Genomic DNA, 24,645 nt, shown 5'->3' with positions numbered 1-24,645 from the left:
GTCGGTCACCCGGTCATCATTGCTCACCATGGTGCAGTCGGTGGAACTGCTGCTCGACGAGAGCCTCGACGCGGCGGTGCGTGACGAGTGGACGCGCATGCTCGACGGTGGAATCGACAGTCAGGGGCGCGTCCGCTCCCCGACGAATCGGCCGCACGTGACCCTGTTCGTCTCGGCCGAGATCCCGTCCGAGGTCGAGGACGCGGTACGCGCGACCCTCACCGACACTCCCCTGGCTGTACGGCTCGGGGGTGTCGTCGTGTTCGGAGACCGGCACGCGACCCTCGCGCGCCTGGTCGTACCGTCGTCCGCGCTCCTCGATCTGCATGCGCGGGTCTTCGAACTGCTGAAAGCGTGCCCTGGGGTACCGGCACACATCCGGCCCGGCGAGTGGACCCCGCACGTGACCCTGGCCCGGCGGGTCCCCGCCGATCGCATCGGAGCGGCCCTCGTCGCGGCACGCATCGGAGGCCGCGACCTGAGCGGGACGAGCGCCGGGATCCGTCGGTGGGACGGCACGGCCAAACGCGAATGGTGGCTGGTCTGACCGCACCGCATCGGTGCTCAAAACTTGTAGTCTCCGAATTGCGTTGTCTCCAAATGGGTGTCGGGCGTTTTTCCCATGAGGGCGAGCACATCCAGAATCAGGAGTAAGACGAGGAGTAGAAGCATCAGCGAGATCATGGTTACCAGCGTCCCGCGCGCCGATACCGCGCAACAGTGGCAGAAACGACATGATTGCTCGCTTTCCTGCCACCCAGGGTGCAGACTGACGTCATGGCCGACAAACTCGAGACAGTGGTGGTCCCGGTCCTGCCCCGGACCGAGATGTTCGAACTCGGCGTCGCGTGCGAGGTCTTCGGTTTCGACCGATCCGACGACGGCCTGCCCACCTACAATTTCTCGTTGATCGCCGGGAGCCCGACTCCGTCCCGGACCCGCTTCGGGTTCACGGTCGACGCGCCCTACGACCTGGCGAAGATCGACGAGGCCGACCTGGTGGTGCTTCCCGCCGGCGGCACCGACACGGCCTCCCTCGACGATCCGTCCTTCCTCTGCGGGAATGGTGCCGACGCATCCGAACTCGAACCGCTGTTCGAGCGACTCCGTGCGGCAGTCGATCGCGGTGCCCGCGTTGCGAGCCTGTGTACCGGGGCATTCCTCCTGGGTGCGGCGGGGCTTCTCGACGGCCGGCGCTGCACCACCCACTGGCGACATGCCGATCGTCTCGCCGCCATGTACCCCGAGGCGCTGGTCGACCCCAACGTCCTCTACGTCGAGGACGGCCCGGTTCTCACCAGCGCGGGCACCGCCGCGGGCATCGACCTGTGCCTGCACATCGTCCGCACGGTGCAGGGCTCCCACGTCGCCAACACGATCGCCCGGCGCATGGTGGTCCCCCCTCACCGGGACGGTGGCCAGGCCCAGTACGTCGCGATGCCGCTCCCCGAGTACGAGTGCGAGACTTTGGGCCCGCTGCTCGACTGGATGACCGAACATCTGGAACAAGACCTGCCGGTTCCGGCCCTCGCCGCAAAAGTTCACATGTCGCCCCGCACCTTTGCGCGGCGCTTCACCGCCGAAACCGGCACCACCCCGGCACGCTGGCTGCGCGACCAGCGAGTTCTCGCTGCCCAGCGACTCCTCGAGGACTCCGACCTTCCGGTCGACGTGATCGCCGACCGTGTCGGGTTCGGTGCCGCCGCCGTGCTCCGGCAGCACTTCCTGCGGCTTCGGCAGACCACCCCCCAGGCCTATCGGCGTGCTTTCCGGGCCGCCGACGCCGTACCGGTGTCCTGACCGCCGGGCCCGATCGACGGGCCGACCACACCACACGGGCGGAACCCCTCGCGTAGCGTGGCGGGAAGAAAACGAGACGTCCGGATGTTGGACCCGTCGATACGCCGACGAAAGGATTTCCGTGGCAACCCAAGCTCTCACGCAGCAGAACTTCGATGAGGTCGTCACCAATAACGACATCGTGCTCGTCGATTTCTGGGCCGATTGGTGCGGCCCGTGCAAGCAGTTCGCCCCGACCTTCGAGGCATCGTCCGAGGAGCACCCCGACGTGGTGCACGCCAAAGTCGACACCGAGGCCGAGCAGGGCATCGCGGCGGCGGCGAACATCAGATCGATCCCGACGATCATGGCCTTCCGGGAAGGCATTCTCGTTTACAACCAGGCCGGCGCCCTTCCCCCGGCTGCGCTCTCCGATCTCGTGAGCCAGGTCAAGGCACTCGATATGGAAGATGTGCGCAAGCAGATCGCGGAAGCGCAGAACGCCCAGAACTGACCGACCCGGACCACGATCCGTCGCGGCCGCGTCTCCCCGTCACGACAACGTCCTCCCCACCCTTCGCGGGTAGGGAGGACGTTGTCGTCGTTGTCCGGTATCCGTATGTGCGGCCCGTCAGTGCGCGGCGGCATCCCAGCTGCGGCCGTAGCCGACCGAGACATCGAGGGGCACCGACAAGTCGATCACGGAGTCCATCTTCTCCCGCACGATCGCCTCGACCTGCTCGCGTTCCTCGGCGACGACCTCGAGAACGAGTTCGTCGTGCACCTGGAGCAGCATCCGGGACCGCAGGTCCGCGGCCCGCAGCGCGCGCTGCACATCGATCATGGCGACCTTGATGATGTCGGCCGCCGTGCCCTGAATCGGGGCGTTCAGCGCCGCGCGCTCGGCCACCTCCCGGCGTTGACGATTGTCGCTGTTCAGGTCGGGCAGGTAGCGGCGTCGCCCGTACAGCGTCGAGGTGTAACCGACCTTCCGGGCCTCCTCGACTACGTTGTGCAGGTAGTCGCGCACCCCACCGAACCGGGTGAAGTACGCCTCCATCTGCGCACGCGCCTCGTCCGCGGAGATCTTGAGCTGTTGCGCGAGACCATAGGCGCTCAGGCCGTAGGCCAATCCGTAGGACATGGCCTTGACCCGGCGTCGCAATTCCGGAGTGACCTCCTCGAGCGGCACCCCGAACGCCCGCGACGCGACGAACGTGTGGAGGTCCTCTCCGGTGCGGAAGGCTTCGATCAGTCCTTCGTCGCCCGAGAGGTGCGCCATGATGCGCATCTCGATCTGGCTGTAGTCGGCGGTCAGGAGCATGTCGAAGCCGTCGCCGACGACGAAGCCCTCGCGGATCTGCCGTCCCGCATCGGTTCGTACGGGAATGTTCTGCAGATTCGGCTCGGTCGACGACAGTCGGCCGGTTGCCGCGACCGTCTGGTTGAACGTGGTGTGGATCCTGCCGTCGTCGGCCACCGATTTGATGAGCCCGTCGACCGTCGTCTTCATCTTGGTCGACTCACGGTGCGCGAGAAGATGTTCGAGGAACGGGTGGCCGGTTTTGTCGAACAGGCCCTGCAGTGCGTCCGCGTCGGTGGTGTACCCGGTCTTGGTCTTCTTCGTCTTGGGCATGTCCAGTTCGTCGAACAGGACGACCTGCAGTTGCTTCGGTGAGCCGAGATTGATCTGCTTTCCGATGACCTCGTATGCGGCGTTCGCTGCGGCGGCGACGTCGGCGGCGAAACCGGACTGCAGGTCGTGCAGGTGGTCCGCATCCACGGCGATGCCGGTGGCCTCGATGTCTGCGAGCACCCCGAGCAGCGGCAGTTCCATCTCGGACAGCAACGCCACCGACTCGATGTCTGCGAGTTCGGCGTCGAGCGCCGTGGCCAGGTCGACCACCGCGCGGGCCGCGAGGATCTGGGTCTGCGCGGCCTCCTCGTCGACGGCGTCCGCATCGTCGAGCAGGGACAGCTGGCCGTCGCCGTCGTTCTCCGCACGAAGTTCCCGCTTGAGGTAGCGCAAGGACAGGTCGTCGAGCTTGAAGCTGCGCTGTCCCGGCCGGACGAGGTACGCGGCGAGCGCGGTGTCGCTGGTGACGCCCGCGAGCGTCCAACCCCTGCCACGCAGGGCGTGGATCGCCGATTTCGCTTCGTGCAAAGCCTTTTCGACGGCCGGGTCGGCGAGCCACGCGGCGAGCGCGGCGTCGTCCTCGGGAGTGAGAGCGATCGTCGTGACGTAGGCGCCTTCACCGTCAGCCGCCGCGATCGCCACAGCAGTGGCCTCGCCGCCGTACGGCGTTCCGGATCCGACCACCGACAGTCCGTGCCGGTGGCCCGCGACAGCGTGCGTGGCGAGCCAGTCACCGAGCGCACCGGGCTCGACGATCCCGCCGCGCACCTCGAAACCTTCCTCGGCTTCGGGTGCGGACGAGGCGAGCGTCTCGAAGAGCCGATCTCGCAGCACCCGGAACTCGAGGTCGTCGAACAGGCGGTGGATGCGGTCGCGATCCCAGGGCGCGAGCGCGAGCTGATCCGGAGAGTAGGGCAGAGCCACGTCGCGCACCATCTCGGTGAGCTGCCGGTTGAGCAGGACGTTGGACAGATTCTCGCGGAGCGCGTCACCCGTCTTCCCGCGCACCTCGTCGACCCTGTCGACGAGACCACTGAGGCTGCCGTACTCCCTGATCCACTTCGCGGCGGTCTTCTCTCCCACGCCCGGGATACCCGGAAGATTGTCGCTCGGGTCACCGCGCAACGCAGCGAAGTCGGGATACTGCGCCGGCGTCAGGCCGTACTTCTCCTCGACCGCCTCGGGGGTGAAGCGAGTGAGATCGGAGACGCCACGCCGCGGATACAGCACGGTGATGTCGTCGTTCACCAGTTGGAGCGCGTCGCGGTCGCCGGTCACGACCAGCACCTTGTAACCCAGGGCGTTGGCTTGCGTCGCAAGCGTGGCGATGAGGTCGTCGGCCTCATACCCCTCGATCGCCATCACGGGAATGCCCATCGCGCCGAGCACATCCTTGGTGAGCTCGATCTGACCCTTGAACTCGTCGGGAGCGGCGCTGCGCTGGGCCTTGTACGCGGCGAACAACTCGGCCCGGAAGGTCTTGCGGCTGACGTCGAAGGCCGCCGCCACGTGCGTGGGCTGCTCGTCGCGCAGCAGATTGATCAGCATGGAGGTGAACCCGTACACCGCGTTGGTGGTCTGCCCGCTGTGGGTCTTGAAGTTCTCCGCCGGCAGCGCATAGAAGGCACGGAAAGCCAGAGAGTGTCCGTCGAGCAGGAGAAGGGTCGGGCGGGCGTCGGCGTCCGCAGTGGGCGTAGTCGAGGAGGATGCACGGGTCACGCGCTCAGTCTAGGGACCGGCCCCGACACCCGTCGAAGCCCCGAGAGTGGTGACTGGGCGCCCCGGGCTCCGAAACACAGGTGTTTTCGTGAGCCACGGGAACGAAACACGTGGGAAACCGGGGATGTCGGTGCAATTCCGTTACAGACGCTAAAGTGCCCACTCACGACACCGCCCCAGGCGTCGCGCTCGACAACATTGCACCTGATTCGGGAGGACCTGCGTGGCCCCTACGGTGAGACTCCGGAGACGTCGATGGGCGTCCGGAATCCAAATCGTGCTATTGCTCATGGTGGCGGTTTTCGGCCTAGCGATAGGAGCCGGCACCGCCGCCGCCCAAGACCCTCCTGAGCCTTCGCCGACAGGCGCCACAGCACCTCCCGCCGACGCACCACCGAGTGCGGACGATGCCGTCACGGTCCGCGGCACGCTCAACAATGCGGGAGAACGGCTGGACGGCGTGACGGTCCGCGCGTCGGACGCGGCCGGCGAGGTCGTCGGCGAAACGGAGTCCGCGGACGGTGGCCGGTGGGAACTCGCGGTGCCGCCGGGGACATACGTCTTCGAGGTCATCGGCGAGAGCCTCCCCGACGACGTGACCGTGCAGTCGACCGTCACCCGCGATGTCGCCGCCGGCCAGCCCAACACCGTGATCTTCTCGTTCGGTGAGGCGCGGTCCGGATCGAATGTGGCGTTCGCGGAGACACTGATCCGCACGATTGTCGACGGCTTACGGTTCGGCCTGATCATCGCGATCGCAGGCGTCGGCCTGAGCCTGATCTTCGGGACGACGGGTCTGACGAACTTCGCGCACGGCGAGTTGGTGACGTTGGGCGCGGTCGCGGCCTGGGTCTTCAACGTCAGTTTCGGCATCCAGCTGATACCCGCGACGATCCTCGCGATCATCGTCGGCGTCATCATCGGCTGGCTCAACAACGCGCTGGTCTGGGCTCCGCTACGGCGGCGGCGCACCGGCCTGATCGCACAGCTCGTGGTGTCGATCGGTCTCGCCATCGCGTTGCGATACCTGATCCTCATCTTCTTCTCCGACCGCGCTCAGCCCTACAACGACTACCAAGCACAGCGTCAGCTCCAGTGGGGTCCGCTCGCGATCACCCCGGTCAATCTCGCGTGCATCGTGATCAGCCTGGTGGTGCTCGTCGGGGTGGCCTTGCTGCTCCAGCGCACCCGGATCGGCAAAGCGATGCGCGCGGTCGCCGACAATCGCGATCTCGCCGCGTCGTCGGGCATCGACGTCGAGAAGGTGATCCGCTTCGTGTGGGGCCTCGGCGGCGGACTCGCCGCGCTCGGCGGTGTGTTGTTCGGTCTCTCCGAGCTCGGAGGACGCGTCCAGTGGGAGATGGGCTTCAAGCTGCTCCTGCTGATGTTCGCGGGGATCATCCTCGGCGGACTCGGAACTGCCTACGGCGCGCTGCTCGGCTGTGTCGTCGTCGGGTTGCTCGTGCAGTTGTCCACACTGGTGATCAATCCCGACCTGAAGTACATCGGCGGTCTGCTGGTGCTCATCGTGATTCTGGTCATTCGCCCTCAGGGCATCCTCGGCAGCAGAACAAGGATCGGGTGACACATGGACCTCCTCGCTGTTCTCCAAGTGTCCTTCGCGCAGATGATCGGGCCGTCGGCCATTTTCTATGCGCTTCTCGCAATCGGCCTGAACCTCCACTTCGGTTACGCCGGCCTGCTCAACTTCGGCCAGATCGGTTTCGCACTCCTCGGCGGGTACGGGGTCGGCATCATGACCGTCACCTACGACCAGCCCCTCTGGGCCGGCATACTCGTCGGCCTTGCCCTGCCGGCTCTGCTGGCCTTGCTGCTCGGTATCCCGACGCTGCGCTTGCGCGCCGACTATCTCGCCATCGCGACGATCGCCGCAGCCGAGATCCTGCGGTTGGTGTTCCGTTCCACCGCCTCCGACTCCGTCACCGGATCGACGCGCGGTCTGTGGGGCTTCGCGGACCCTTTCACCGCGTTGAGTCCGTTCGACTCCGGTAAGCAGTACAACCTGCTGGGGATGCGCTTCTACGGCGACGACCTGTGGGCGATGGTGGTCGGCTGGACGCTCGTGCTGTTGCTGTGCGGCCTGGTCTACCTGCTGTCCCACAGTCCGTGGGGACGCGTCCTCAAAGCGGTCCGGGAGGACGAGGACGCCGCCCGCGCGCTCGGCAAGAACGTGTTCGTCTACAAGATGCAGGCCCTCGTGCTGGGCGGCATGATCGGCGGACTCGGCGGCATCTTCAATGCTCTGCAGACCAAATCCATCAATCCCGATTTCTACTCCACCGCGCAGACGTTCTTCGCGTTCGGCGCGCTGATCCTCGGTGGTGCCGCGACGGTATTCGGCCCGGTCCTCGGGGCGATGCTGTTCTGGTTCATCCTCACTCTCCCCGACGCGTTCCTGCGCCAGGCGATCTCCGGATCCGATCCACTGCTCTCGCTCACCGAGCAGCAGGTCGGAGCGATGCGATTCGTACTCCTGGGCATCCTCATCGCGGTGATGATGGTGTTCCGACCGCAAGGAATCCTGGGAAGCAAGCGGGAGGTACAACTCGATGCCTGACACCACCATCCGCACGCCTCTGTCGCGCGAGCAACGAGTCGCCGTGTTCGCGGATGTCCCCCATGATCCGGGAAGCCCGAAGGTTGATCCGATCCTGGTGGTGGACAACATTTCCCGGACCTTCGGTGGGCTCAAAGCCGTGGACGTCGCTCATCTCGAGATCCAGCGCGGCTGCATCACGGGCCTGATCGGTCCGAACGGGGCGGGCAAGACCACCCTGTTCAATCTCCTCACCGGTTTCGACCACGCGGATACCGGAACGTGGAGCATGGACGGCCGATCCCTCGGCCGGATGGCTCCGCACCGTGTCGCGCGGCAGGGCATCGTGCGCACGTTCCAGCTCACCAAGGCGCTGTCGAAGATGACGGTGCTCGACAACGTCCGTCTGGGGGCACGTCACCAGACGGGTGAGCGGATGGCCGGCGCGCTGCTCCCCTGGACATGGCACGCGCAGGAACGCGCCATCACCGAACGCGCCCACGCACTGCTCGCCCGGTTCAACCTCGAGCAGAAGGCCGACGATCTCGCCGGGTCACTGTCCGGCGGACAGCGCAAACTGCTCGAGATGGCACGCGCACTGATGACCGACCCCACGATCGTGATGCTCGACGAGCCCATGGCCGGCGTGAATCCTGCACTGACGCAAAGCCTCCTCGGGCACATCAAATCGCTGTGCGACGACGGCATGACCGTGGTGTTCGTCGAGCACGACATGGATGTCATCCGCGACATCTCCGATTGGGTGGTGGTGATGGCCCAAGGATCGGTGATCGCCGAAGCACCACCGGACGAACTCGCGAACAACAATGCGGTCGTCGACGCCTATCTCGGCAGCCACCACGACCAGGCACTCGAATTCGACGACGAGGGCAATCCGGTCGGCGCGACCGCAGAGTTGGCGGAGATTCTCGCCGAGGCCGAAGCACAGGTTCTCGAGTCCGGAGCCGACCTGTCCGACCCCGACGCGGTGCGCCCCACCGATCTACCAGGATCTCAGGAGAAGTCATGAGCGACACCCCGCCCACCGGGTCCATGACCCCGGCCGAATCGGCCGCGACCCCCGGCGAACACGCGCGGTTGGCCGAGGGCGCGCTCGTGCGCGCGGACGACGTCGTCGCCGGCTACTTCCCCGGCGTCGACATCCTGCGTGGCTGCAACTTCTTTCTCCGCGAGGGTGAGATCGTCGGGATCATCGGCCCGAACGGTGCCGGCAAATCTACTCTGCTCAAAGCACTCTTCGGCCTGATCCCGGTGCGGCGGGGCGAAGTCACGCTCCGGGGCGAATCGATCACCTCGGCGCCCGCGCACGTCCTCGTGCGTAAGGGCGTGGGGTACGTCCCGCAGACGCAGAACGTCTTTCCGTCGCTGACCATCGAGGAAAATCTCGAGATGGGAATCTACCTGCGGCCCAAGCAGTTCAGTGAGCAGTTCGACCGGGTCTCGACCCTGTTCCCCCTTCTCGGGGAACGCCGCAAGGTCAAGGCAGGAGCGTTGTCCGGTGGTGAGCGGCAGATGGTGGCGATGGGCCGCGCACTGATGATGGATCCGTCGGTCCTGCTTCTCGACGAACCGTCGGCGGGCTTGTCGCCGATGTTCCAGGACGAGGTGTTCATCCGCTGCAAGAAGATCAATGCTGCGGGCGTGTCGATCATCATGGTCGAGCAGAACGCGCGGCGCTGCCTGCAGATCTGCGACCGCGGGTATGTGCTCGATCAGGGCCGCAACGCCTACACCGACACCGGGTCCAACCTCATGCACGACCCCAAGGTCATCGAGTTGTATCTCGGGACTCTCGCGGGCAGCAAGGAGAAGAAGACTCCCTGACGCGGGTATCCGCCGCACACGACGGGGCCGGTCATCCGATTGGATGACCGGCCCCGTCAGGGTTCTACGTGTCTGTCAGCCACCCACGACGATGTAATCCTCGGTCGTCAAGGTGTTGTCGGGTCCGAAGACGAGACGGCCGTACGAGCCGACTCCGGGCTCACCTGCATCCACGAACGACAGCTCGCCGGTCGCGCCGTCGTAGTCGATGTCCTGTCCTGATGCGAGGAGGTCCTTGCACTGCTGGAAGGTCGTGCACTTCTCGCCGTCCTTGGTGACCGCGTTGATGTTCGCCGCGATGTCGACGCCGGCGGTGGAGCCGGCCACCTCGGCGGCTAGCGCCGACACGACAGCTGCGTCGTAAGACTCTCCGGCGTAGTTGAAGTCGATGAGCGCGGGGTCGACCTCGAGCAGACGCTGCTGGAAGGCCTCACCGGTGTCGGTGAGAGGAGTCGTGCCGGCCATGCCCGCGAGCAGGCCGTCGGCGACACTGTCGCCGAGCGCGTTGCCCATGTTCCCGTCGACACCGAAGACCGCCATGCCGTCGGACGGGCCGATGCCGACCTCGGCCATACGCGTGATGATCTTGGCCGATTCCTCGAACCCGATGATCGCCACGGCGTCGGGACCGAAGTTGGCAACCTGGTCGACCTCAGCGTTGAAGGACTGCGCGTTGGGGTCGTAGATGATCTTCTGGATCTGGTCTTCCGGGATACCGGCGTCGACGAGGTTCGTCACGGTGTTCTCGGCGAGGCCCGTGCCGTACGGATCGTTCAGCGCGAGGATCGAGACGCGCTGAGCGCCGTCCTCGGCGATGAGCTGAGCAAGTGCCTGCGCCTGCAGGGAGTCCGTGGGCGCGGTACGGAAGTACATGCCGCGGTCGGCGTAACACACGAACTGATCGGACGTGTTGGCAGGCGAGAACATGACCACGCCCGCGCTGGCGATCTTGTCGATCACCTTGAGCGAGACCGACGACGACGCCGCACCGATGATCACCTGGGTACCCGCGGCGAGTTCCCGGTCGACGGTGGCGTTCGCTGTATCGGTGGTGGTGTCGCCCGAATCACCCGGGATCAGCTCCACGGGCTGGTCCAGGACGCCACCGGCAGCATTGATCTCGTCCACTGCCAAGCGCACCGCCGCGACCTCCGGCGGACCGAGGAACGCGAGGCTGCCCGTCTCGGGGAGCAGGGTGCCGATCTTCAGCGGGCCGGTCGCCGGGGTGGCTCCGGCCGTCGCCTGGGCGGGTTCGCAGTCGGTGTCGACAGTCGTGGCGGTCGCAGAACCACCGCCGTCGGCAGAACCACCGGTGGAATCGTCGCTGTCCGAGCTACACCCCGCGAGCGCGAGTGTCACAGCACCGAGAACCGCAGCGGCGCGGACAAAGGTCCGTTTTGCCATCCAACTCTCCTTCAATTGCCTGTTCCCCCCCGGCACTGCGCCGGACGTGGGTCGAAACATAGCCGTAGAAGTGACGATTCGAACACTGCCGAAATCGTTGTGACCCGACCGTTATATTTCGGGCCTGAGAATTGATGTGGCCGTAACGAGCGGAGTCAGCCGGCCGCTTCGGAACCGAGCGTGTCGACGATAACCTCGGCGACCTGCTTCATGGTGGTGCGGCGGTCCATGGCGGCACGCTGGATCCAGCGGAACGACTCCGGTTCGGTCATGGCGTGCTTCGCCATGAGCAGGCCCTTGGCCCGGTCGATGAGTTTGCGGGCCTCGAACCGCTCCGACAGGCCGGCGACTTCACGTTCGAGTTCGCGCAGTTCGGCGAACCGGCTCACGGCCACCTCGATCGCGGGAACGAGGTCGCTCTTGGAGAACGGCTTGACCAGATACGCCATCGCTCCGGCATCGCGAGCACGCTCGACGAGGTCGCGCTGACTGAACGCTGTGAGAATGACCACAGGCGCGATGCGGCGCTGCGCGATCTCCGACGCTGCGTCGATTCCGTCCCGGCGGGGCATTTTCACGTCCATGATCACCAGATCGGGCGAGAGTTCCTCGGCCAATTCCACCGCCCGCTGGCCGTCGCCCGCTTCGCCGACGACGTCGTATCCCTCTTCGCGCAACATTTCCACCAGGTCGAGCCTGATCAGCGTCTCGTCTTCCGCGACGACGACCCTCCGGGGAGTTGCGGTGCTGTCGTGCGGCGCGGTTGTCATGATCGGCCCTTCCCATCGTGCTCTGGCGGCCCCCGCGAAGGGGTGGAACCATTGAAGGGTACCGGTGTTTGATCGCCGCGCCTGATCCCTTACAGTGGTCTCCGCAAGCACGCCCTCGTATCCCAATTGGCAGAGGAAACGGATTCAAAACCCGTGCAGTGTGAGTTCGAGTCTCACCGAGGGCACCACCACACCGGTCGACGAATGATGGTGCGGCACCACCTACGTGGTCCCGCACCATCGCCCGTTTCAGGAGTCCGACCACTCCCCTAGGATCGCCGGGTGACCGGATACGACGATCTCGACATGTTCGGCGGCCTCGACGCCTCCGCCCTTCCGCTTCGCCAGCAGCGAATTTTGGCGACCATCCGGGATTGGGTGGCCTCCCACGGCTCTGCCCCGAGCACCCGGCAGATCGCCGATGCGGTCGGCCTGAAGTCGACGTCGACGGTGTCGAAGCATCTCCGACTCCTCGAGGATGCGGGTTTCCTGCGCCGTGGCTCCGCGATGGCACGCCAACTCGATGTGCGGCCCTTCCTGGCCGGATCGTCTGCGGGCCGCTCGTCCGACAACAGGGTGTCGGTGCCCGTCGTCGGCGACATCGCGGCCGGCACACCGATCCTCGCCGAGGAGCATCCCGACGAAGTGCTCGATCTCCCCCGCGAACTCGTCGGCACCGGCACCGTGTTCGGCTTGCGCGTGCGCGGGGAATCGATGATCGACGCCGCGATCTGCGACGGCGATGTCGTCGTCGTCCGTCGCCAGGACGAGGCCCACTCCGGAGAGATCGTGGCGGCGATGATCGACGGCGAGGCGACTGTGAAGGTTTTCCGGCGCCGCAGCGGTCACGTCTATCTCGAACCCCGCAACGCCGCATACTCGGTGATCGACGGCGACAACGCGGTCGTGCTGGGCAAGGTGGTGTCGGTGATGCGGCGGCTCTGAGCGCCGGGCCGCACCGCCGCACGGTGAGGTGCCGCGCGGCGGTCGGACTCACTTCGCCTGTGCGCTCAGCCGGAACTTGCCGATCCGCTTCAGTCGCCCGAATCCCACCCGGCCGACGGCCCTTGCTTCCACAGGTCGGAGAACCCTACGCAGTCGGCCCCGCCGCCCGAGGAAGACAGCGGAGCAGAACGACGCCGGATTGCGCGAACGTCGTCGACTCCACCAATCGCAGGTTTCGGCGTCCCAGGGGCGGAAGCGGCATTCCCTTGTCGAGCAGCACCGGGAAGACCATCAGCCGGTATTCGTCGATCAGATCGTGGGAGGCGAAGGCAGAGATCGCGGTCGCCCCGGCGAAGAGGGCCAAGTCCTTACCTGGTTGTTCCTTCATCTGCGCGACCTCACGCGGGAGGTCGTCGCCGACCCGCCGGGCCGGCCTCCAGTCGGTGGCGAGTGACGACCGCGAGAGCACGTACTTCGGCAGCGAGTTCATCAGCCGCGCCTGTTCGGCTTCGATTTCCCTGTTCGACTTTTCGGCGGCGGGCCAATGCTGCGCCAGAAGTTCATAGGCCACGCGCCCGAAGAACATGCCGTCGATCCCGGCAAGCAACTCGACGATGCGAGAGTCCAGTTCGTCGTCCGCCACGTCGATCCACTCGAGTTCCCCGTTCGGTCCCGCCGTGAAGCCGTCGAGCGTCGTCATGACAGACAGAATTAGTGTGCGCATCGTCGTCGCCTTTCGTCCGGTCTCGACAACACGGACTTGCAACCCGCGGCGACCTCATCGGCCACAGCTGTACGGGCTGGATCACCCACGCGGTTCCACTCGCCACACGTGTGCGTACGTGCGCACCTATAGGCGTATCGTGGGCGGTAGCAAAAATGTGGTTCAGGAGGTAGCCGGGTGCTCGCGACCCTGCGGAACCGCACGTTCCGCCGATTGTTCACCGCGCAGGTGGTCGCGCTCGTCGGCACCGGCCTGCTGACCGTCGCGCTCGGCCTGCTCGCATACGACTTGGCCGGCGCCCAGGCCGGCGCGGTATTGGGCACGGCGCTGGCGATCAAGATGGTCGCCTACGTCGTGATCGCACCGGTGATTTCGGCGGTGACCGATCATGTGCCGCGGCGGGCGCTGCTGGTGGGTGCGGATGTGGTGCGCGCGGTGATCGCACTGGCGTTGCCGTTTGTCGATCAGCCGTGGCAGATCTACGTGCTCATCTTCGTGTTGCAGGCGGCGTCGGCGACGTTCACACCCGCGTTCCAGTCGGTGATCCCGTCGGTGCTCGTCGACGAGGACGAGTACACCCGGGGGCTTTCCCTCTCGCGGCTGGCCTACGACCTCGAGTCGCTGCTGAGCCCGATCCTCGCGGCGGTGCTGCTGTCGGTGGTGACCTACAACTATCTGTTCCTCGGTACCGTCGCCGGGTTCGTCGCCTCTGCGCTGCTGGTGGTCTCCACGACTCTGCCGATGATCGCGCCCGCCGATCGTTCGGTCCCGCTGGTGCAGCGGATCACCCTCGGGGCGCGGGTGATGTTCTCCCGGCCCCGGCTGAGGGGCCTTCTCGCACTGAACCTGTCGGTCGCAGCAGCGACCGGGCTGGTGCTGGTCAACACCGTCGTCTACGTCCGCGAACTCCTCGACGGCTCCGACACCGGTGTTGCGATTGCGCTCGGCATCTACGGGGGCGGGTCGATGTTGGCGGCATTGACGCTGCCACGGCTGCTCGCCTGGATCCCGGACCGGCGGGTGATGCTCACGGGCGCCGCCCTCCTGCCGATCGGACTGGCGGCGACGGTCGCGCTGCTGGTCGCCGACCCGGGCCGCGGCGCCGGGTGGGCGTTGCTCGCGGGGATCTGGCTCGTCATGGGCATGGGTACGTCGTTGATCAACACGCCGTCGGCGCGGCTGCTGCGGTTCGAATCCGACCCGAGGAACAGGGGTGCGGTGTTCACCGCGCAGTTCTCGCTTTCACACTTCTGCTTCTTCTTCACCTACACAATCGCGGGCTGGGTCGGGGCCACCGCGGGCCAGCCGATAGCGGCGATCACCCTCACCGTTCTCGCTACACTCGCAGGACTGGTTGCTGCCCGGGCATGGCCGGCGCGGACCGAGCCGATCACCGAGTCGGTGCCGGCAGGAAGGGCGTGAGCGATGAAGCCGGGAATCGAAGCGGCGCAACGGTCCGCGAGCCTGAGCCACCCCGTCGCACCCGACCAGGAGCGGCTCGACGCAGCAACCTCCACATTCCGGATGCTCGCCGACCCGACCCGATTCCATATCCTCTGGCTGCTCACGCAGGGCGAAGCCGATGTCACCGCCCTTACCGATGCGTGCAGGGCCTCCCGTACCGCAGTCAGTCAACACCTGGCCAAACTGCGCTTCACCGGCCTCGTCGACACCCGCAAGGAAGGTCGGCGCGTGATCTACCGCATCCGTGACGGGCACCTCGCCCGCCTCGTCCGCGAGGGCATGAACCACGCCGACCATGTCGTCACCGGCGAACCTCCACACGAATAGACCCCCGACACTCCCCGGCGGTCTGTGCGGCCGGACGATGACGTGACACTCCGTATCGACCGCGGCTCGAATCGCGCAGGAGGCACCATGAATGCAGACACGCCCGACCGCTCCGCTCCCGACGAGCAACCCCGGAAGATCCGGACCTACAGCCGGGGTCGCGCGCATCGCCTCGAGAACATCGTCATGAGCGCGTTGGTACGCGCCGGCCTCGTGCCCCACACCCACCTGCTGACCACCCGCGGCCGGCACACGGGCCGCCCTCGCACCAATCCGGTGACGGTGGTCCAGCACGACGACCGGCGCTGGCTGGTCGCGCCGTACGGGTCGGTTCCCTGGGTTCACAACGCCCGCGCGGCGGGCCACGTCCGCCTGACGCGCAGGTTCCGCAACCACGACTATTCCGTGCGTGAAATCTCGGCACACGAGGCCGGACCCGTCCTGAAGCACTATGTCGCCGTCGCCTCAGCTACCCGGGATTACTTCCACGCCGAAAAGAACGCGCCCGCGGAAGTATTCGAAGCCGAGGCACACCTGCATCCGGCTTTCGAACTTGGTCCGCCGGCACCGTCGGAGTAGCGCAGGTCGCGGCGCGCTCGCCGTCCGGCACCGCAATGGGCAGTAGTCCCGCACACGGGAGCGGACCCGGATTCTGTCGGAGGTCCCGTCTAGGGTTTTGCCGTATCGGAGATTGCCTCGCACCTCACCGACACGGAACGGACTCCCGCCATGACGCCGCCGGTCATTCCCCCCGCACCCCGATCTTGTTCCGGCGCTGCCCCCGCACGCCCGACGCGGACGCCGGGCGACGGCCTGCCGCGCGGCGCATCCAGATGCACTGCGGCCACCCCCACCCGCCGGACACTTATTCCATTCGGCCGCGACAGTGCGGGCATGCCCGTGTCCTGGGATCTGTCGGCCGGGCGCAACCTCCTCATCGCACGCGACGAGCGACTCGCCCCGCCCAGCGTCTCGCTCGACCTGGCGGCCATGAACGCGCTGTCTGGCGGCACTCATGACGTGGTCGTGTTCGATCCGCACCATCGGCACCGCTGGCTGACGGGGCTCAATGCCCGGCCGTCCGTTGCGTGTCTCTCCGCCATGACACCCGCGCAGATGTCCCGCGTGGTCACCGATCTCGCGGCCACCGTGATGGCTCGGCCTCGCCTGTTGCTCGTGGCCGACCTCGCAGCAACCGTGGCGGCGCTGGGCGCCCCATCCCGTGCCGCACTCACCGACCTGGCGGTCACGGCACGCGAGCGTCGACTGACGATTGTGGCCACCACCGCGGACACCAATCCCCGGTGGTTTCCCGAGCAACTGATCGAGGCGTTCGACGACATCGTCGAGCCGCAGGTGGTCGCCGGGCGCTACCGCGAGCCGCGACTGTGGACGCGCTGACTCCCCTGCCTGGCCATGCCATGACACCCCGGGCCGGTACGAATCTCGCCGTCGTCCGGTAACGCGACGCGCTGTGCGCCGGCGATCCTTTCCTCAGCGCGTGTCGGAGAATCGAGTGCTCTCCTCTGTGGCGGCGTGAGCAGGGCCAGCGGTACGCGCTGCAGTGTCGGACGGATGCCGGCCGCCTCTCAACAAGGCGACGGTGCCCGGACGTAGTGCCTCCACGCGAAGGCCCGCCATGGCGGCTTTCAGCCCGAGATCCTTGACCGACAGTGCGATCCGGCCGGCGAATGCCCGATCTTTCGGGGTGTCGTCCCGCTCGTGGAACTGGACGACGCCCGAGCGTCGTCCCAGGCTGATACCGATGCCGTTGAATCCCAAGTCGAGAGTCGCGGGTTCTTCGCCGGCGATACGGCTGAGAACCGTGTCGGCCGCGGTGAGCCCCATCGGAAGTGCAGACTGGCATGCCATCCGAACCGGATCTCCCGAAGGTGCTGCACAATCTCCTGCGGCGATCACACGGTCGTCGTCGATGCTCGTCAGTGTCTCGTCGATGAGGATCCGACCAAGCGTATCCGTGCTGACACCGCTCGCGCGGGCGAGTTCGGGAACCCCGAATCCGGCGGTCCAGACGGTAACCGCACTGGGCAGAACGCTATCGTCCTCGAGCGCCAACTCATCCGGGCCGACCCGGACGACACGCGCATTCTCGATCACCTCGACGTGCAGGTTCGACAGCCTTTCGTACGTTGCGCGGCGTGCTTTCTCGGTCAGCGCCGGGCCCATGACACCGCTGCACACGAGACGGACCCGACGCCCTTGCTCGGCGAGTTCCCCGGCTGTTTCGAGACCGGTGAGCCCTGCGCCGACCACTGTGATGACCGCGTCGTTGTCGAGCGTGCTCAGCGCTTGCCGAAAGCGCTCGGCGTGCTCGAATTCTGCTATCGGGAAGGCGAATTGTTCGACTCCCGGCACCGTGGCCCGCCGCGTCGCGGTGCTCCCGACGGCGTAGATCAGGTAGTCGTACCCGACGGAGCCGCCGGTGGCGAGATGAACGGTCCGCGCGGGCGATTCGATGCGGGTCACGGTGTCGACCAGCAGTTCGGTTCCTTTCCCCAGGAGTTTGCGGTAGTCGCCGCAAGCAGGATGATTTCCGACGGCGAACTGGTGGAGCCGGGTCCGTTCGACGAAGTGCGGCCGAGGATTGATCACGGTGACCGCAGCCTTCCTACTCACGCGACTGGCGGCGACCGTTCCCGCATATCCACCGCCGATCACGACGACGCGGGGGCGTGGCTGAGACATGATTTCTCCGATCCGTACGTGGCTCTGTGTCGAGCCCTCGTTATCGAAGACAAGACAGGCACGGTGTTTGTGACACGGCTGCGGAGGATCACCCGTGATTTCACGGTCGTTGCAGGTCGCGCAACTGCTGCGCGAGCACACGTACGTCTGCGACCCGTCCCAGGTGAGCGAGTTTGTCAGGGTTTATCACGACCCGGACCGCGCCGATCTTTCCGTCGACTATGTCGAAGGTCATGACCTGCACGACGGCACCACTGTTGTCCCGCACGATCAGACCCGGATGCCGGTTGATGTCTCGGGGTTCGAGCACCATGCCGATCTGCGCCATGGGCGCCACATACGAGGCGAGCAGACGCATGACCTTCTCGTCGCCGACGACAACCTTCCGCACCGCCGGCGCCTTGCCGCCGCTGTCGGCGACGAGTTGCACGTCAGCGGCCAGCAGTTCACGCAGGCCGTCGACGTCACCGTTCTGAAACGCCGTGAGAAACCTCGCGGTGAGCCGTTCATGAGCGTGCGGATCGGCATCGAATCGGACCGCGCCTCGATCGACGTGACGACGTGCTCGCACCGCAAGCTGCCTGCACGCCGCCTCCGACCGGTTGACGATCTCGGCGATTTCGGCAAAACCGAATCCGAATGCCTCGCGTAATACGAAGACGGCGCGCTCGAGGGGGGTCAGTCGCTCGAGCAGGACGAGCGCCGCCATCGACACCGATTCCGTCAGCTCTGCCGAGCGCTCCGGATCGTCGTAGGGCTCATCGAGCATCGGTTCCGGAAGCCACTCGCCCACATACTGTTCCCGGCGCGCGCGGGCCGATTCGAGCACGTTGATCGACACCCTCGTGACGACAGTGGACAGGAACGCTCGAGGAGAGTCCGCCCGGGTTTCGGATGCTTCGTATCGCACCCAGGTTTCCTGGACCGCGTCCTCGGCCTCGGCGACGCTCCCGAGGATGCGGTAGGCGATGGCGAAGAGCAGCGGACGCAGGTCTTCGAACTCTTCGACGGCAGTCACCTCTGCCCCTCCCGTTGATCCGTGTGTTCGATGACAGCACTCCGCCCGGGGTCAATGCAACGACCCTGGAGCCGACGGGAGTCGCCCAACCTGTCCCGAGGTCAACGCTCCGGGCGCACAATCGATCGAAGCGCCGTGCACATCCGCCGGGACTCCCGGTGGCGGGTCCACGCGGTGGCAGATCGACGTCGGTCGGGAGGAGACTCATGCCGCATCCGGAACCCGGTCACTCCGATCCGGACTCGGCCACGCACGCCGACCACGTGACCCACGCCGGGCATCCCGCCCATGCGGAGCACGGTGGTCAGGCGGGACACGCCGACCACGCCGGGCATATGGGACATGCGGGCCACGCCGCGATGTTCCGCCGCCGATTCTGGATCAGTCTCGTCCTGGCTGTGCCCGTGGTCGCATTCAGCCACATGGTGGCCGACCTGCTCGGCTATCGCCTGCCCGACTTCCCGGGCGCCTCGTGGATTCCGCCCGTTCTGGGCACGGTGATCTTCTTCTACGGCGGTATGCCCTTCCTCACCGGTGGCTGGGCCGAACTCCGCTCTCGCCGGCCGGGAATGATGCTGCTGATCGCCATGGCGATCACCGTCGCGTTCGTCGCATCGTGGGTCACCACGCTCGGAATCGGTGGGTTCGAACTCGACTTCTGGTGGGAACTGGCCCTGCTGATCGTGATCATGCTGCTGGGGCACTGGCTGGAGATGCGCGCCCTCGGATCGGCGTCCGGAGCCCTCGAAGCGTTGGCTGCCATGCTCCCGGACACCGCGGAGAAGATCACCGGCGACGGAACCCGCGAAGTCCCCCTCACCGAGTTGTCCACCGGCGACCTGGTGCTGGTGCGCGCCGGAGCCCGCGTGCCCGCCGACGGCACCGTCGTCGAGGGGCGTGCAGAGGTCGACGAGTCGATGATCACCGGCGAATCCAAGACTGTCGCCCGAAGCGTCGGCGACACGGTGGTCGCCGGTACCGTCACCACCGACAGTGCCCTGCGACTGCGTGTCACCGCAGTCGGCGACGACACCGCACTGGCCGGCATCCAGCGTCTGGTTGCCGACGCCCAGGCCTCCTCCTCCCGCGCCCAAGCGCTCGCGGACAAGGCCGCTGCGTTCCTGTTCTACTTCGCTGCCGGCGCGGGCGTGCTGACGTTTCTGATCTGGTCGCTGCTGGGCAACTTCGACGAGGCCGTGGTGCGCACGGTCACCGTTCTCGTCATCGCCTGTCCTCATGCCCTGGGTCTGGCCATTCCACTCGTGATCGCCATTTCCACCACGCGGGCCGCGCAGGCCGGGGTGCTGGTCAAGGACCGGCTCGCGCTGGAACGCATGCGCACCGTCGATGTGGTTCTCTTCGACAAGACCGGCACGCTGACCGAAGGCCGCCCGCGCGTCACGGCGGTCACCGCCACGGCGGACACCGGCGACGCGTACCTGCTCGCCCTGGCCGCGGCAGTCGAAGCGGACAGCGAACATCCCGTGGCCCGTGCGATCGTGGCTGCGGCCGACGACCGGGTCGCCGCGTCCGACCGCCTGAGCGCCACGGATTTCCGTTCGTTGCCGGGGCGCGGGGTGCGTGCGCTCGTCGACGGAACGGAAGTGATCGTCGGCGGCCCGGCGATGCTCTCCGACCTGCGGTTGTCGGTGCCCGACGACGTCGCGGGAGTCACCCGTGGCTGGGTCCGGCGCGGCGCGGCGGTCCTGCACGTCGTGCTGGCTGGTCGCGTGCTCGGCGCTGTGGCGCTCGAAGATGCCGTCCGCGACGAATCCCGGCAGGCGATCGACGCTCTGCACGCCCGCGGAATCGACGTCGCGATGATCACGGGCGACGCCCGGCAGGTCGCGGAGGCCGTGGCCGCAGACCTGGGCATCGACGAGGTGTTCGCCGAGGTGTTGCCCGAGAACAAGGACGCCGAGGTCGCCGAACTACAGCAGCGCGGTCGCACCGTCGCGATGGTCGGCGACGGTGTCAACGACGCGCCCGCTCTGGCGCGCGCCGATGTCGGCGTCGCCATCGGCGCCGGCACCGACGTGGCCATCGAATCCGCCGGGGTGGTGCTCGCGGCCAACGACCCACGGGCGGTGCTGTCGATCATCGAACTCTCCCACGCCAGCTATCGGAAGATGTGGCAGAACCTGGTGTGGGCCGCCGGCTACAACGTCGTCGCCGTGCCCCTCGCCGCCGGGGTACTGGCCTTCGCCGGGATCGCGATCTCACCCGCGGTCGCCGCCATCCTGATGTCGATCTCCACAATCGTGGTGGCCCTCAATGCCCAGTTGCTGCGCCGCCTCGACCTGGACCCCGTGCACCTCGCCCGCACCGGCACACCGGTGTCGCATCACCTGTCGTCGGAGCGCGTACATCGAATCTGATCGCCGGGCTCACGACCCGCCGCAGTGGTGATCCCCGGACCGCTATTGCAGGAATCCGACGGCTTGCTCCGCGAGGGAGAGCACGGGCGAAGGCATGATGCCCAGCAGAATGGTGATGACCGCCGCGAACGCCACCACCGCACCCGTCGACGTGCTCGTCGCCGCGAACTCCGGTGGGGAGTCGGGCGGATCGTTGAAGAACATCAGCACGATCACCCGGACGTAGAAGTACGCGGCGATGGCACTGGCCAGTACACCGACGATCACCAACGGCACCGCGCCTCCCGCAACCGCAGCACCGAAGACAGCGAACTTCGCGATGAATCCGCTGGTGAGCGGGATACCGGCGAGCGAGAGCAGGAACAACGCGAACACCGCGCCGAGGGCGGGATATCTCCTGCCCAAACCGGCCCACCGGGACAGATCCCACGCCTCGCCGTCCGGGTCGCGGACCAGGCTGACCACCGCAAACACGCCGACGGCACCCACGGCGTACACGAACAGATAGAACAGGGTGGCCGCCAACCCGACCGCGTTCGAGGCCACGACGCCGGTGAGCACGAATCCCGTATGGCTGATGGCCGAGTACGCGAGCATGCGCTTGACGTCGGTTTGGGTCACCGCCAGCACCGCCCCGACGAGCATCGTCGCGATGGCGACCGCCCACAGGATGGGGCGCCAATCGTCGCTCAAGCCCGGCACCGCGACGTACAGCACTCGCATGAGGGCACCGAATGCGGCGATCTTCGTCGCGGCGGCCATGAAGGCGGTGATCGGCGTGGGCGCCCCCTGATAGACGTCCGGGGTCCACGAATGGAACGGCACCGCACCGATTTTGAACAGCAACCCGACGGACAGCAGGCCGACGCCGATCAGGGCGACCGTCTCGTCTCCGATTCCCGCCGTGACCGCGTAGGCGATCCCGGGCAGTTGCACCGTGCCCGCATAGCCGTACAGGAGGGCGATTCCGTAGACGAAGAACGCCGAGGAGAACGCCCCGAGCAGAAAATATTTCAGTGCCGCTTCCTGCGAGAGCAGCCGACGTCGGCGGGCGAGTCCGCACAGCAGGTACAGCGGCAACGACAGGACCTCGAGCGCGACGAACATGGTGAGCAGGTCGCCCGACGCGGGAAAGAGCAGCATGCCGCCGATCGCGAACAGTGCCAGGGGAAACACCTCGGTACGGGTGATTCCCGCCTCGGTCGCCTCACGCTCGGCGACACTGCCGGGCAGCGCGGCGGCTTGGGGTACGAATGCGTCGGTGCGCCTCGGCGCTCCCCCACCGTCGGGTTCCGGGAGGGGCGCGGTCTCGACGCCCCGTTCCGCGACGAGCCCGATGGACAGCACCGACACCACCAGGATCGAGCCCTGCAGGAAGAGCGTGATGCCGTCGATCACGACCGCCCCGCCCACCGTCCACCCTCGGGTGCCGATCAGCAGCACGACCGATACCAGCGCGGCGATCAGTGCACCGAGACTCAGTACGACGTGCGTGGCATATCGCGCCCGGGACGGAACGAATGCCTCGACGAGAACTCCGAGGACCGCAGCCGCGAAGACGAACAGCATCGGTGCGAGCATGCCGTAGTCGATGTCGGGCGCCGGTAACGACTGTGCGAGCACGGCTCCGCTGTCGGGAAGTATCACTCGTGGGCCCCTTCCTCGGTGCCGTCACCCGAGCCGGGCTCGGCTACGGGACTGTCCGACGGAACGGTCGGCTCGGGTTGGTCCAGGTCGATGGAAATCAGCGTGGCGTCGACCGCGGGTGTGATCACGTCGAGTACCGGCTGTGGGTAGAGACCGAGAATCAGGAGTACAGCGATAAGCGGTGCCACGACGGCGATTTCGCGCGGCACCAGGTCGGTGACGCGGGTGCCCTGCTGTTCGGCGTCACCGGACGCGTCGCCGCGGACCGGGCCACCCATCATGCGCTGATAGAGCCACAGGATGTAGAGGGCCGAGAGGACCAGCGCCACGGTCGCGATCACGGCGGCCACCTCGTAGCGGGGATACGTGCCGACGAAGACGAGGAACTCGCTCACGAACGGCGCCAGACCGGGAAGCGAGAGTGTCGCCAGGCCGGCGACGAGGAACGTGCCGGCCAGGACGGGTGCCACCTTCTGCACCCCGCCGTAGGCGGCGATGGCACGGGACCCTCTGCGCGAGACCAGGAATCCCGCGATGAGAAACAGTGCTGCGGTCGAGACGCCGTGGTTGACCATGTACAGCGTCGAACCGGCCTGACCTTGCGCGGTCATCGCGAAGATGCCGAGCACGATGAAACCGAAGTGCGAGATCGAGGTGTAGGCGATCAGGCGCATCAAGTCCGTCTGGCCGATCGCGAGCATCGCGCCGTACACGATTCCCACGACCGCCAGCGTGACCACCGCCGGCGCGAAATACACCGACGCTTCCGGAAACAATTGCAGGCAGTACCGCAACATGCCGAAGGTACCGACCTTGTCGACCACCGCCATCATGAGCACCGCGGCCACCGGGGTGGTCTGTACCGCCGCGTCGGGAAGCCAGCCGTGCAGGGGCCACAACGGCGCCTTGACCGCGAAGGCAACCATGAAACCGAGGAACAGGAAGTTGAGCACGACGGGAGCGACGCCGAGGTCCCCGGCCGCTGCGGCCTCGGTGATCACCCGGACGTCGAAGGTGCCGAAACCCGGATCGCTGCCCAGCCCCGCCCGCGCGGTCACTACGTAGAGGCCGACCACGGCGGCGAGCATGACGAGACCACCGAGCAGGTTGTAGAGCAGGAATTTCACGGCGGCGCGCGACCGTGTGCCGCGGTCGCTCCCCCGGCCTCCGAAACCCGCGATGAGGAAGTACATCGGGATGAGCATGGCCTCGAAGAACACGTAGAACAGCAGCACGTCCAGTGCCGTGAACGAGACCAGCACCATCGCTTCGACGAGCAGTATCAGCGCGACGTAGGTGTGCGCGGAGCGGGGCCGCGACCGTTCTGCCCGGTCGCCGGAATCGAGATCGTGGGGATCCCGTTCGTCGGCATCCCGTTCGTCGGAATCACGGCCGTCGTTCCACCCTGCCAGCATGAGCAGTGGCACCAGGGCTGCTGTGAGCAGGACGAGCACGAGGGCGATGCCGTCGACTCCGAGCCGGTACCCGGAACCGAAAGACGGTATCCACGGCTGCGATTCGACGAACTGGAAACGGTCACCGGACGGATCGAATCCGGCGGCCAGCCCGATGCCCACGAGCAGGACCGCGACAGCCACCCCGAGCCCGAGCATCCTCGCCACGGCAGACAGCCGGGCAGGCAGAGAAAAGACGAGCAGTGCGCCGATCAGCGGGAGGACCCACAGGATCGTCAGCCAGGGCACGGTGGTCACGAGCGCTTCACCCC

At 66.7% G+C, this 24,645-nt stretch carries 21 protein-coding genes and 1 tRNA gene; 14 read left to right on the top strand and 8 right to left on the bottom strand.

Features of this window, described 5'->3' with window-relative positions:
• Positions 1-28: 28 nt before the first annotated feature.
• The 3 genes from ACFWU2_RS16235 (at position 29) to trxA (ending at position 2,293) form a co-directional block, all read left to right on the top strand.
• Positions 29-547, top strand: coding sequence for a 2'-5' RNA ligase family protein (locus ACFWU2_RS16235; RefSeq protein WP_378607950.1), 519 nt, complete (start codon positions 29-31; stop codon positions 545-547).
• Positions 548-777: 230 nt separating this feature from the next.
• Positions 778-1,800, top strand: a complete 1,023-nt coding sequence (locus tag ACFWU2_RS16230; protein ID WP_378607948.1) for a GlxA family transcriptional regulator — start codon at positions 778-780, stop codon at positions 1,798-1,800.
• 121 nt (positions 1,801-1,921) lie between these two features.
• Positions 1,922-2,293, top strand: coding sequence for a thioredoxin (gene trxA / locus ACFWU2_RS16225; protein WP_378607946.1), 372 nt, complete (start codon positions 1,922-1,924; stop codon positions 2,291-2,293).
• A gap of 117 nt (positions 2,294-2,410) precedes the next feature.
• On the opposite strand, the gene polA is transcribed toward trxA, so the two are convergent.
• Positions 2,411-5,134: a DNA polymerase I gene (polA, locus tag ACFWU2_RS16220; protein ID WP_378607944.1), complete on the bottom strand. Its 2,724-nt coding sequence runs from the start codon at positions 5,132-5,134 to the stop codon at positions 2,411-2,413.
• A gap of 289 nt (positions 5,135-5,423) precedes the next feature.
• Here polA and ACFWU2_RS16215 point away from each other — a divergent pair, with 289 nt between their 5' ends.
• The 4 genes from ACFWU2_RS16215 to ACFWU2_RS16200 are packed head-to-tail and all read left to right on the top strand — an operon-like array spanning position 5,424 to position 9,536.
• The gene (locus ACFWU2_RS16215; protein WP_378608071.1) at positions 5,424-6,719 is read left to right on the top strand and encodes a branched-chain amino acid ABC transporter permease; all 1,296 of its coding nucleotides are present in this window, start codon (positions 5,424-5,426) and stop codon (positions 6,717-6,719) included.
• A 3-nt stretch (positions 6,720-6,722) separates the two neighbouring features.
• Positions 6,723-7,712, top strand: coding sequence for a branched-chain amino acid ABC transporter permease (locus tag ACFWU2_RS16210; RefSeq protein WP_378607942.1), 990 nt, complete (start codon positions 6,723-6,725; stop codon positions 7,710-7,712).
• Positions 7,705-8,721: an ABC transporter ATP-binding protein gene (locus ACFWU2_RS16205; protein WP_378607940.1), complete on the top strand. Its 1,017-nt coding sequence runs from the start codon at positions 7,705-7,707 to the stop codon at positions 8,719-8,721. Before ACFWU2_RS16210 ends, ACFWU2_RS16205 begins: the two co-directional genes overlap by 8 nt.
• Positions 8,718-9,536 carry an ABC transporter ATP-binding protein gene (locus tag ACFWU2_RS16200; RefSeq protein WP_378607938.1) on the top strand — a complete coding sequence of 273 codons (819 nt, stop codon included), beginning with the start codon at positions 8,718-8,720 and terminating at the stop codon, positions 9,534-9,536. The genes ACFWU2_RS16205 and ACFWU2_RS16200 overlap by 4 nt, the downstream gene beginning before the upstream one ends.
• Positions 9,537-9,611: 75 nt before the next feature.
• Here the strand turns inward: ACFWU2_RS16200 and ACFWU2_RS16195 are convergent, their stop codons facing one another.
• Entirely contained in the window at positions 9,612-10,940 is a 1,329-nt protein-coding gene (locus ACFWU2_RS16195; protein ID WP_378607936.1) for an ABC transporter substrate-binding protein, read from the bottom strand.
• 155 nt (positions 10,941-11,095) lie between these two features.
• Positions 11,096-11,710 (bottom strand): ANTAR domain-containing response regulator, encoded by a 615-nt coding sequence (locus ACFWU2_RS16190; protein ID WP_378607934.1) that lies wholly within the window; start codon positions 11,708-11,710, stop codon positions 11,096-11,098.
• 111 nt (positions 11,711-11,821) lie between these two features.
• On the opposite strand from ACFWU2_RS16190, the gene ACFWU2_RS16185 reads away from it, so the two are divergent.
• Together ACFWU2_RS16185 and lexA are read left to right on the top strand one after the other, a co-directional pair.
• Positions 11,822-11,898: transfer RNA gene (locus tag ACFWU2_RS16185), tRNA-Leu, on the top strand.
• Positions 11,899-12,016: 118 nt separating this feature from the next.
• Positions 12,017-12,655, top strand: a complete 639-nt coding sequence (gene lexA / locus ACFWU2_RS16180; RefSeq protein WP_378608069.1) for a transcriptional repressor LexA — start codon at positions 12,017-12,019, stop codon at positions 12,653-12,655.
• A gap of 145 nt (positions 12,656-12,800) precedes the next feature.
• Here lexA and ACFWU2_RS16175 read toward each other — a convergent pair whose 3' ends face one another.
• Positions 12,801-13,379, bottom strand: a complete 579-nt coding sequence (locus tag ACFWU2_RS16175; protein ID WP_378607932.1) for a dihydrofolate reductase family protein — start codon at positions 13,377-13,379, stop codon at positions 12,801-12,803.
• 177 nt (positions 13,380-13,556) lie between these two features.
• On the opposite strand from ACFWU2_RS16175, the gene ACFWU2_RS16170 reads away from it, so the two are divergent.
• From ACFWU2_RS16170 to ACFWU2_RS16155, 4 genes are all read left to right on the top strand, one after another.
• Entirely contained in the window at positions 13,557-14,801 is a 1,245-nt protein-coding gene (locus ACFWU2_RS16170; protein ID WP_378607930.1) for an MFS transporter, read from the top strand.
• Positions 14,802-14,804: 3 nt separating this feature from the next.
• Positions 14,805-15,170 carry an ArsR/SmtB family transcription factor gene (locus ACFWU2_RS16165; protein WP_378607928.1) on the top strand — a complete coding sequence of 122 codons (366 nt, stop codon included), beginning with the start codon at positions 14,805-14,807 and terminating at the stop codon, positions 15,168-15,170.
• Positions 15,171-15,257: 87 nt separating this feature from the next.
• Positions 15,258-15,749 carry a nitroreductase family deazaflavin-dependent oxidoreductase gene (locus tag ACFWU2_RS16160; RefSeq protein WP_378607926.1) on the top strand — a complete coding sequence of 164 codons (492 nt, stop codon included), beginning with the start codon at positions 15,258-15,260 and terminating at the stop codon, positions 15,747-15,749.
• 315 nt (positions 15,750-16,064) lie between these two features.
• The gene (locus tag ACFWU2_RS16155) at positions 16,065-16,571 is read left to right on the top strand and encodes a hypothetical protein (protein ID WP_378607924.1); all 507 of its coding nucleotides are present in this window, start codon (positions 16,065-16,067) and stop codon (positions 16,569-16,571) included.
• Positions 16,572-16,664: 93 nt separating this feature from the next.
• On the opposite strand, the gene ACFWU2_RS16150 is transcribed toward ACFWU2_RS16155, so the two are convergent.
• The gene (locus tag ACFWU2_RS16150) at positions 16,665-17,876 is read right to left on the bottom strand and encodes an NAD(P)/FAD-dependent oxidoreductase (RefSeq protein ID WP_378607922.1); all 1,212 of its coding nucleotides are present in this window, start codon (positions 17,874-17,876) and stop codon (positions 16,665-16,667) included.
• Positions 17,877-17,976: 100 nt separating this feature from the next.
• Positions 17,977-18,894: an RNA polymerase sigma-70 factor gene (locus tag ACFWU2_RS16145; RefSeq protein ID WP_378607920.1), complete on the bottom strand. Its 918-nt coding sequence runs from the start codon at positions 18,892-18,894 to the stop codon at positions 17,977-17,979.
• Positions 18,895-19,100: 206 nt separating this feature from the next.
• Here ACFWU2_RS16145 and ACFWU2_RS16140 point away from each other — a divergent pair, with 206 nt between their 5' ends.
• Positions 19,101-21,272 carry a heavy metal translocating P-type ATPase gene (locus tag ACFWU2_RS16140; protein WP_378607918.1) on the top strand — a complete coding sequence of 724 codons (2,172 nt, stop codon included), beginning with the start codon at positions 19,101-19,103 and terminating at the stop codon, positions 21,270-21,272.
• Positions 21,273-21,314: 42 nt separating this feature from the next.
• Here ACFWU2_RS16140 and nuoN read toward each other — a convergent pair whose 3' ends face one another.
• Positions 21,315-22,916, bottom strand: a complete 1,602-nt coding sequence (gene nuoN / locus ACFWU2_RS16135) for an NADH-quinone oxidoreductase subunit NuoN (protein ID WP_378608067.1) — start codon at positions 22,914-22,916, stop codon at positions 21,315-21,317.
• Positions 22,916-24,631: an NADH-quinone oxidoreductase subunit M gene (locus ACFWU2_RS16130; protein WP_378607916.1), complete on the bottom strand. Its 1,716-nt coding sequence runs from the start codon at positions 24,629-24,631 to the stop codon at positions 22,916-22,918. Before ACFWU2_RS16130 ends, nuoN begins: the two co-directional genes overlap by 1 nt.
• Positions 24,632-24,645: the final 14 nt, after the last annotated feature.

It is taken from the genome of Rhodococcus sp. NPDC058639 (assembly GCF_042717545.1).
GTDB lineage: Bacteria > Actinomycetota > Actinomycetes > Mycobacteriales > Mycobacteriaceae > Rhodococcus.
This window is presented reverse-complemented; position numbering and strand designations above follow the sequence as displayed.

Coding starts and splice junctions, on each gene's coding strand:
- ACFWU2_RS16190 (WP_378607934.1), bottom strand. CDS start 11,710: ATGACAACCGCGCCGCACGACAGCACCGCAACTCCCCGGAGGGTCGTC.
- ACFWU2_RS16175 (WP_378607932.1), bottom strand. CDS start 13,379: ATGCGCACACTAATTCTGTCTGTCATGACGACGCTCGACGGCTTCACG.
- ACFWU2_RS16140 (WP_378607918.1), top strand. CDS start 19,101: ATGCCGCATCCGGAACCCGGTCACTCCGATCCGGACTCGGCCACGCAC.
- ACFWU2_RS16195 (WP_378607936.1), bottom strand. CDS start 10,940: ATGGCAAAACGGACCTTTGTCCGCGCCGCTGCGGTTCTCGGTGCTGTG.
- ACFWU2_RS16205 (WP_378607940.1), top strand. CDS start 7,705: ATGCCTGACACCACCATCCGCACGCCTCTGTCGCGCGAGCAACGAGTC.
- ACFWU2_RS16160 (WP_378607926.1), top strand. CDS start 15,258: ATGAATGCAGACACGCCCGACCGCTCCGCTCCCGACGAGCAACCCCGG.
- lexA (WP_378608069.1), top strand. CDS start 12,017: ATGTTCGGCGGCCTCGACGCCTCCGCCCTTCCGCTTCGCCAGCAGCGA.
- ACFWU2_RS16230 (WP_378607948.1), top strand. CDS start 778: ATGGCCGACAAACTCGAGACAGTGGTGGTCCCGGTCCTGCCCCGGACC.
- ACFWU2_RS16155 (WP_378607924.1), top strand. CDS start 16,065: ATGCCCGTGTCCTGGGATCTGTCGGCCGGGCGCAACCTCCTCATCGCA.
- ACFWU2_RS16215 (WP_378608071.1), top strand. CDS start 5,424: ATGGTGGCGGTTTTCGGCCTAGCGATAGGAGCCGGCACCGCCGCCGCC.
- ACFWU2_RS16200 (WP_378607938.1), top strand. CDS start 8,718: ATGAGCGACACCCCGCCCACCGGGTCCATGACCCCGGCCGAATCGGCC.
- ACFWU2_RS16150 (WP_378607922.1), bottom strand. CDS start 17,876: ATGTCTCAGCCACGCCCCCGCGTCGTCGTGATCGGCGGTGGATATGCG.
- ACFWU2_RS16235 (WP_378607950.1), top strand. CDS start 29: ATGGTGCAGTCGGTGGAACTGCTGCTCGACGAGAGCCTCGACGCGGCG.
- ACFWU2_RS16210 (WP_378607942.1), top strand. CDS start 6,723: ATGGACCTCCTCGCTGTTCTCCAAGTGTCCTTCGCGCAGATGATCGGG.
- ACFWU2_RS16165 (WP_378607928.1), top strand. CDS start 14,805: ATGAAGCCGGGAATCGAAGCGGCGCAACGGTCCGCGAGCCTGAGCCAC.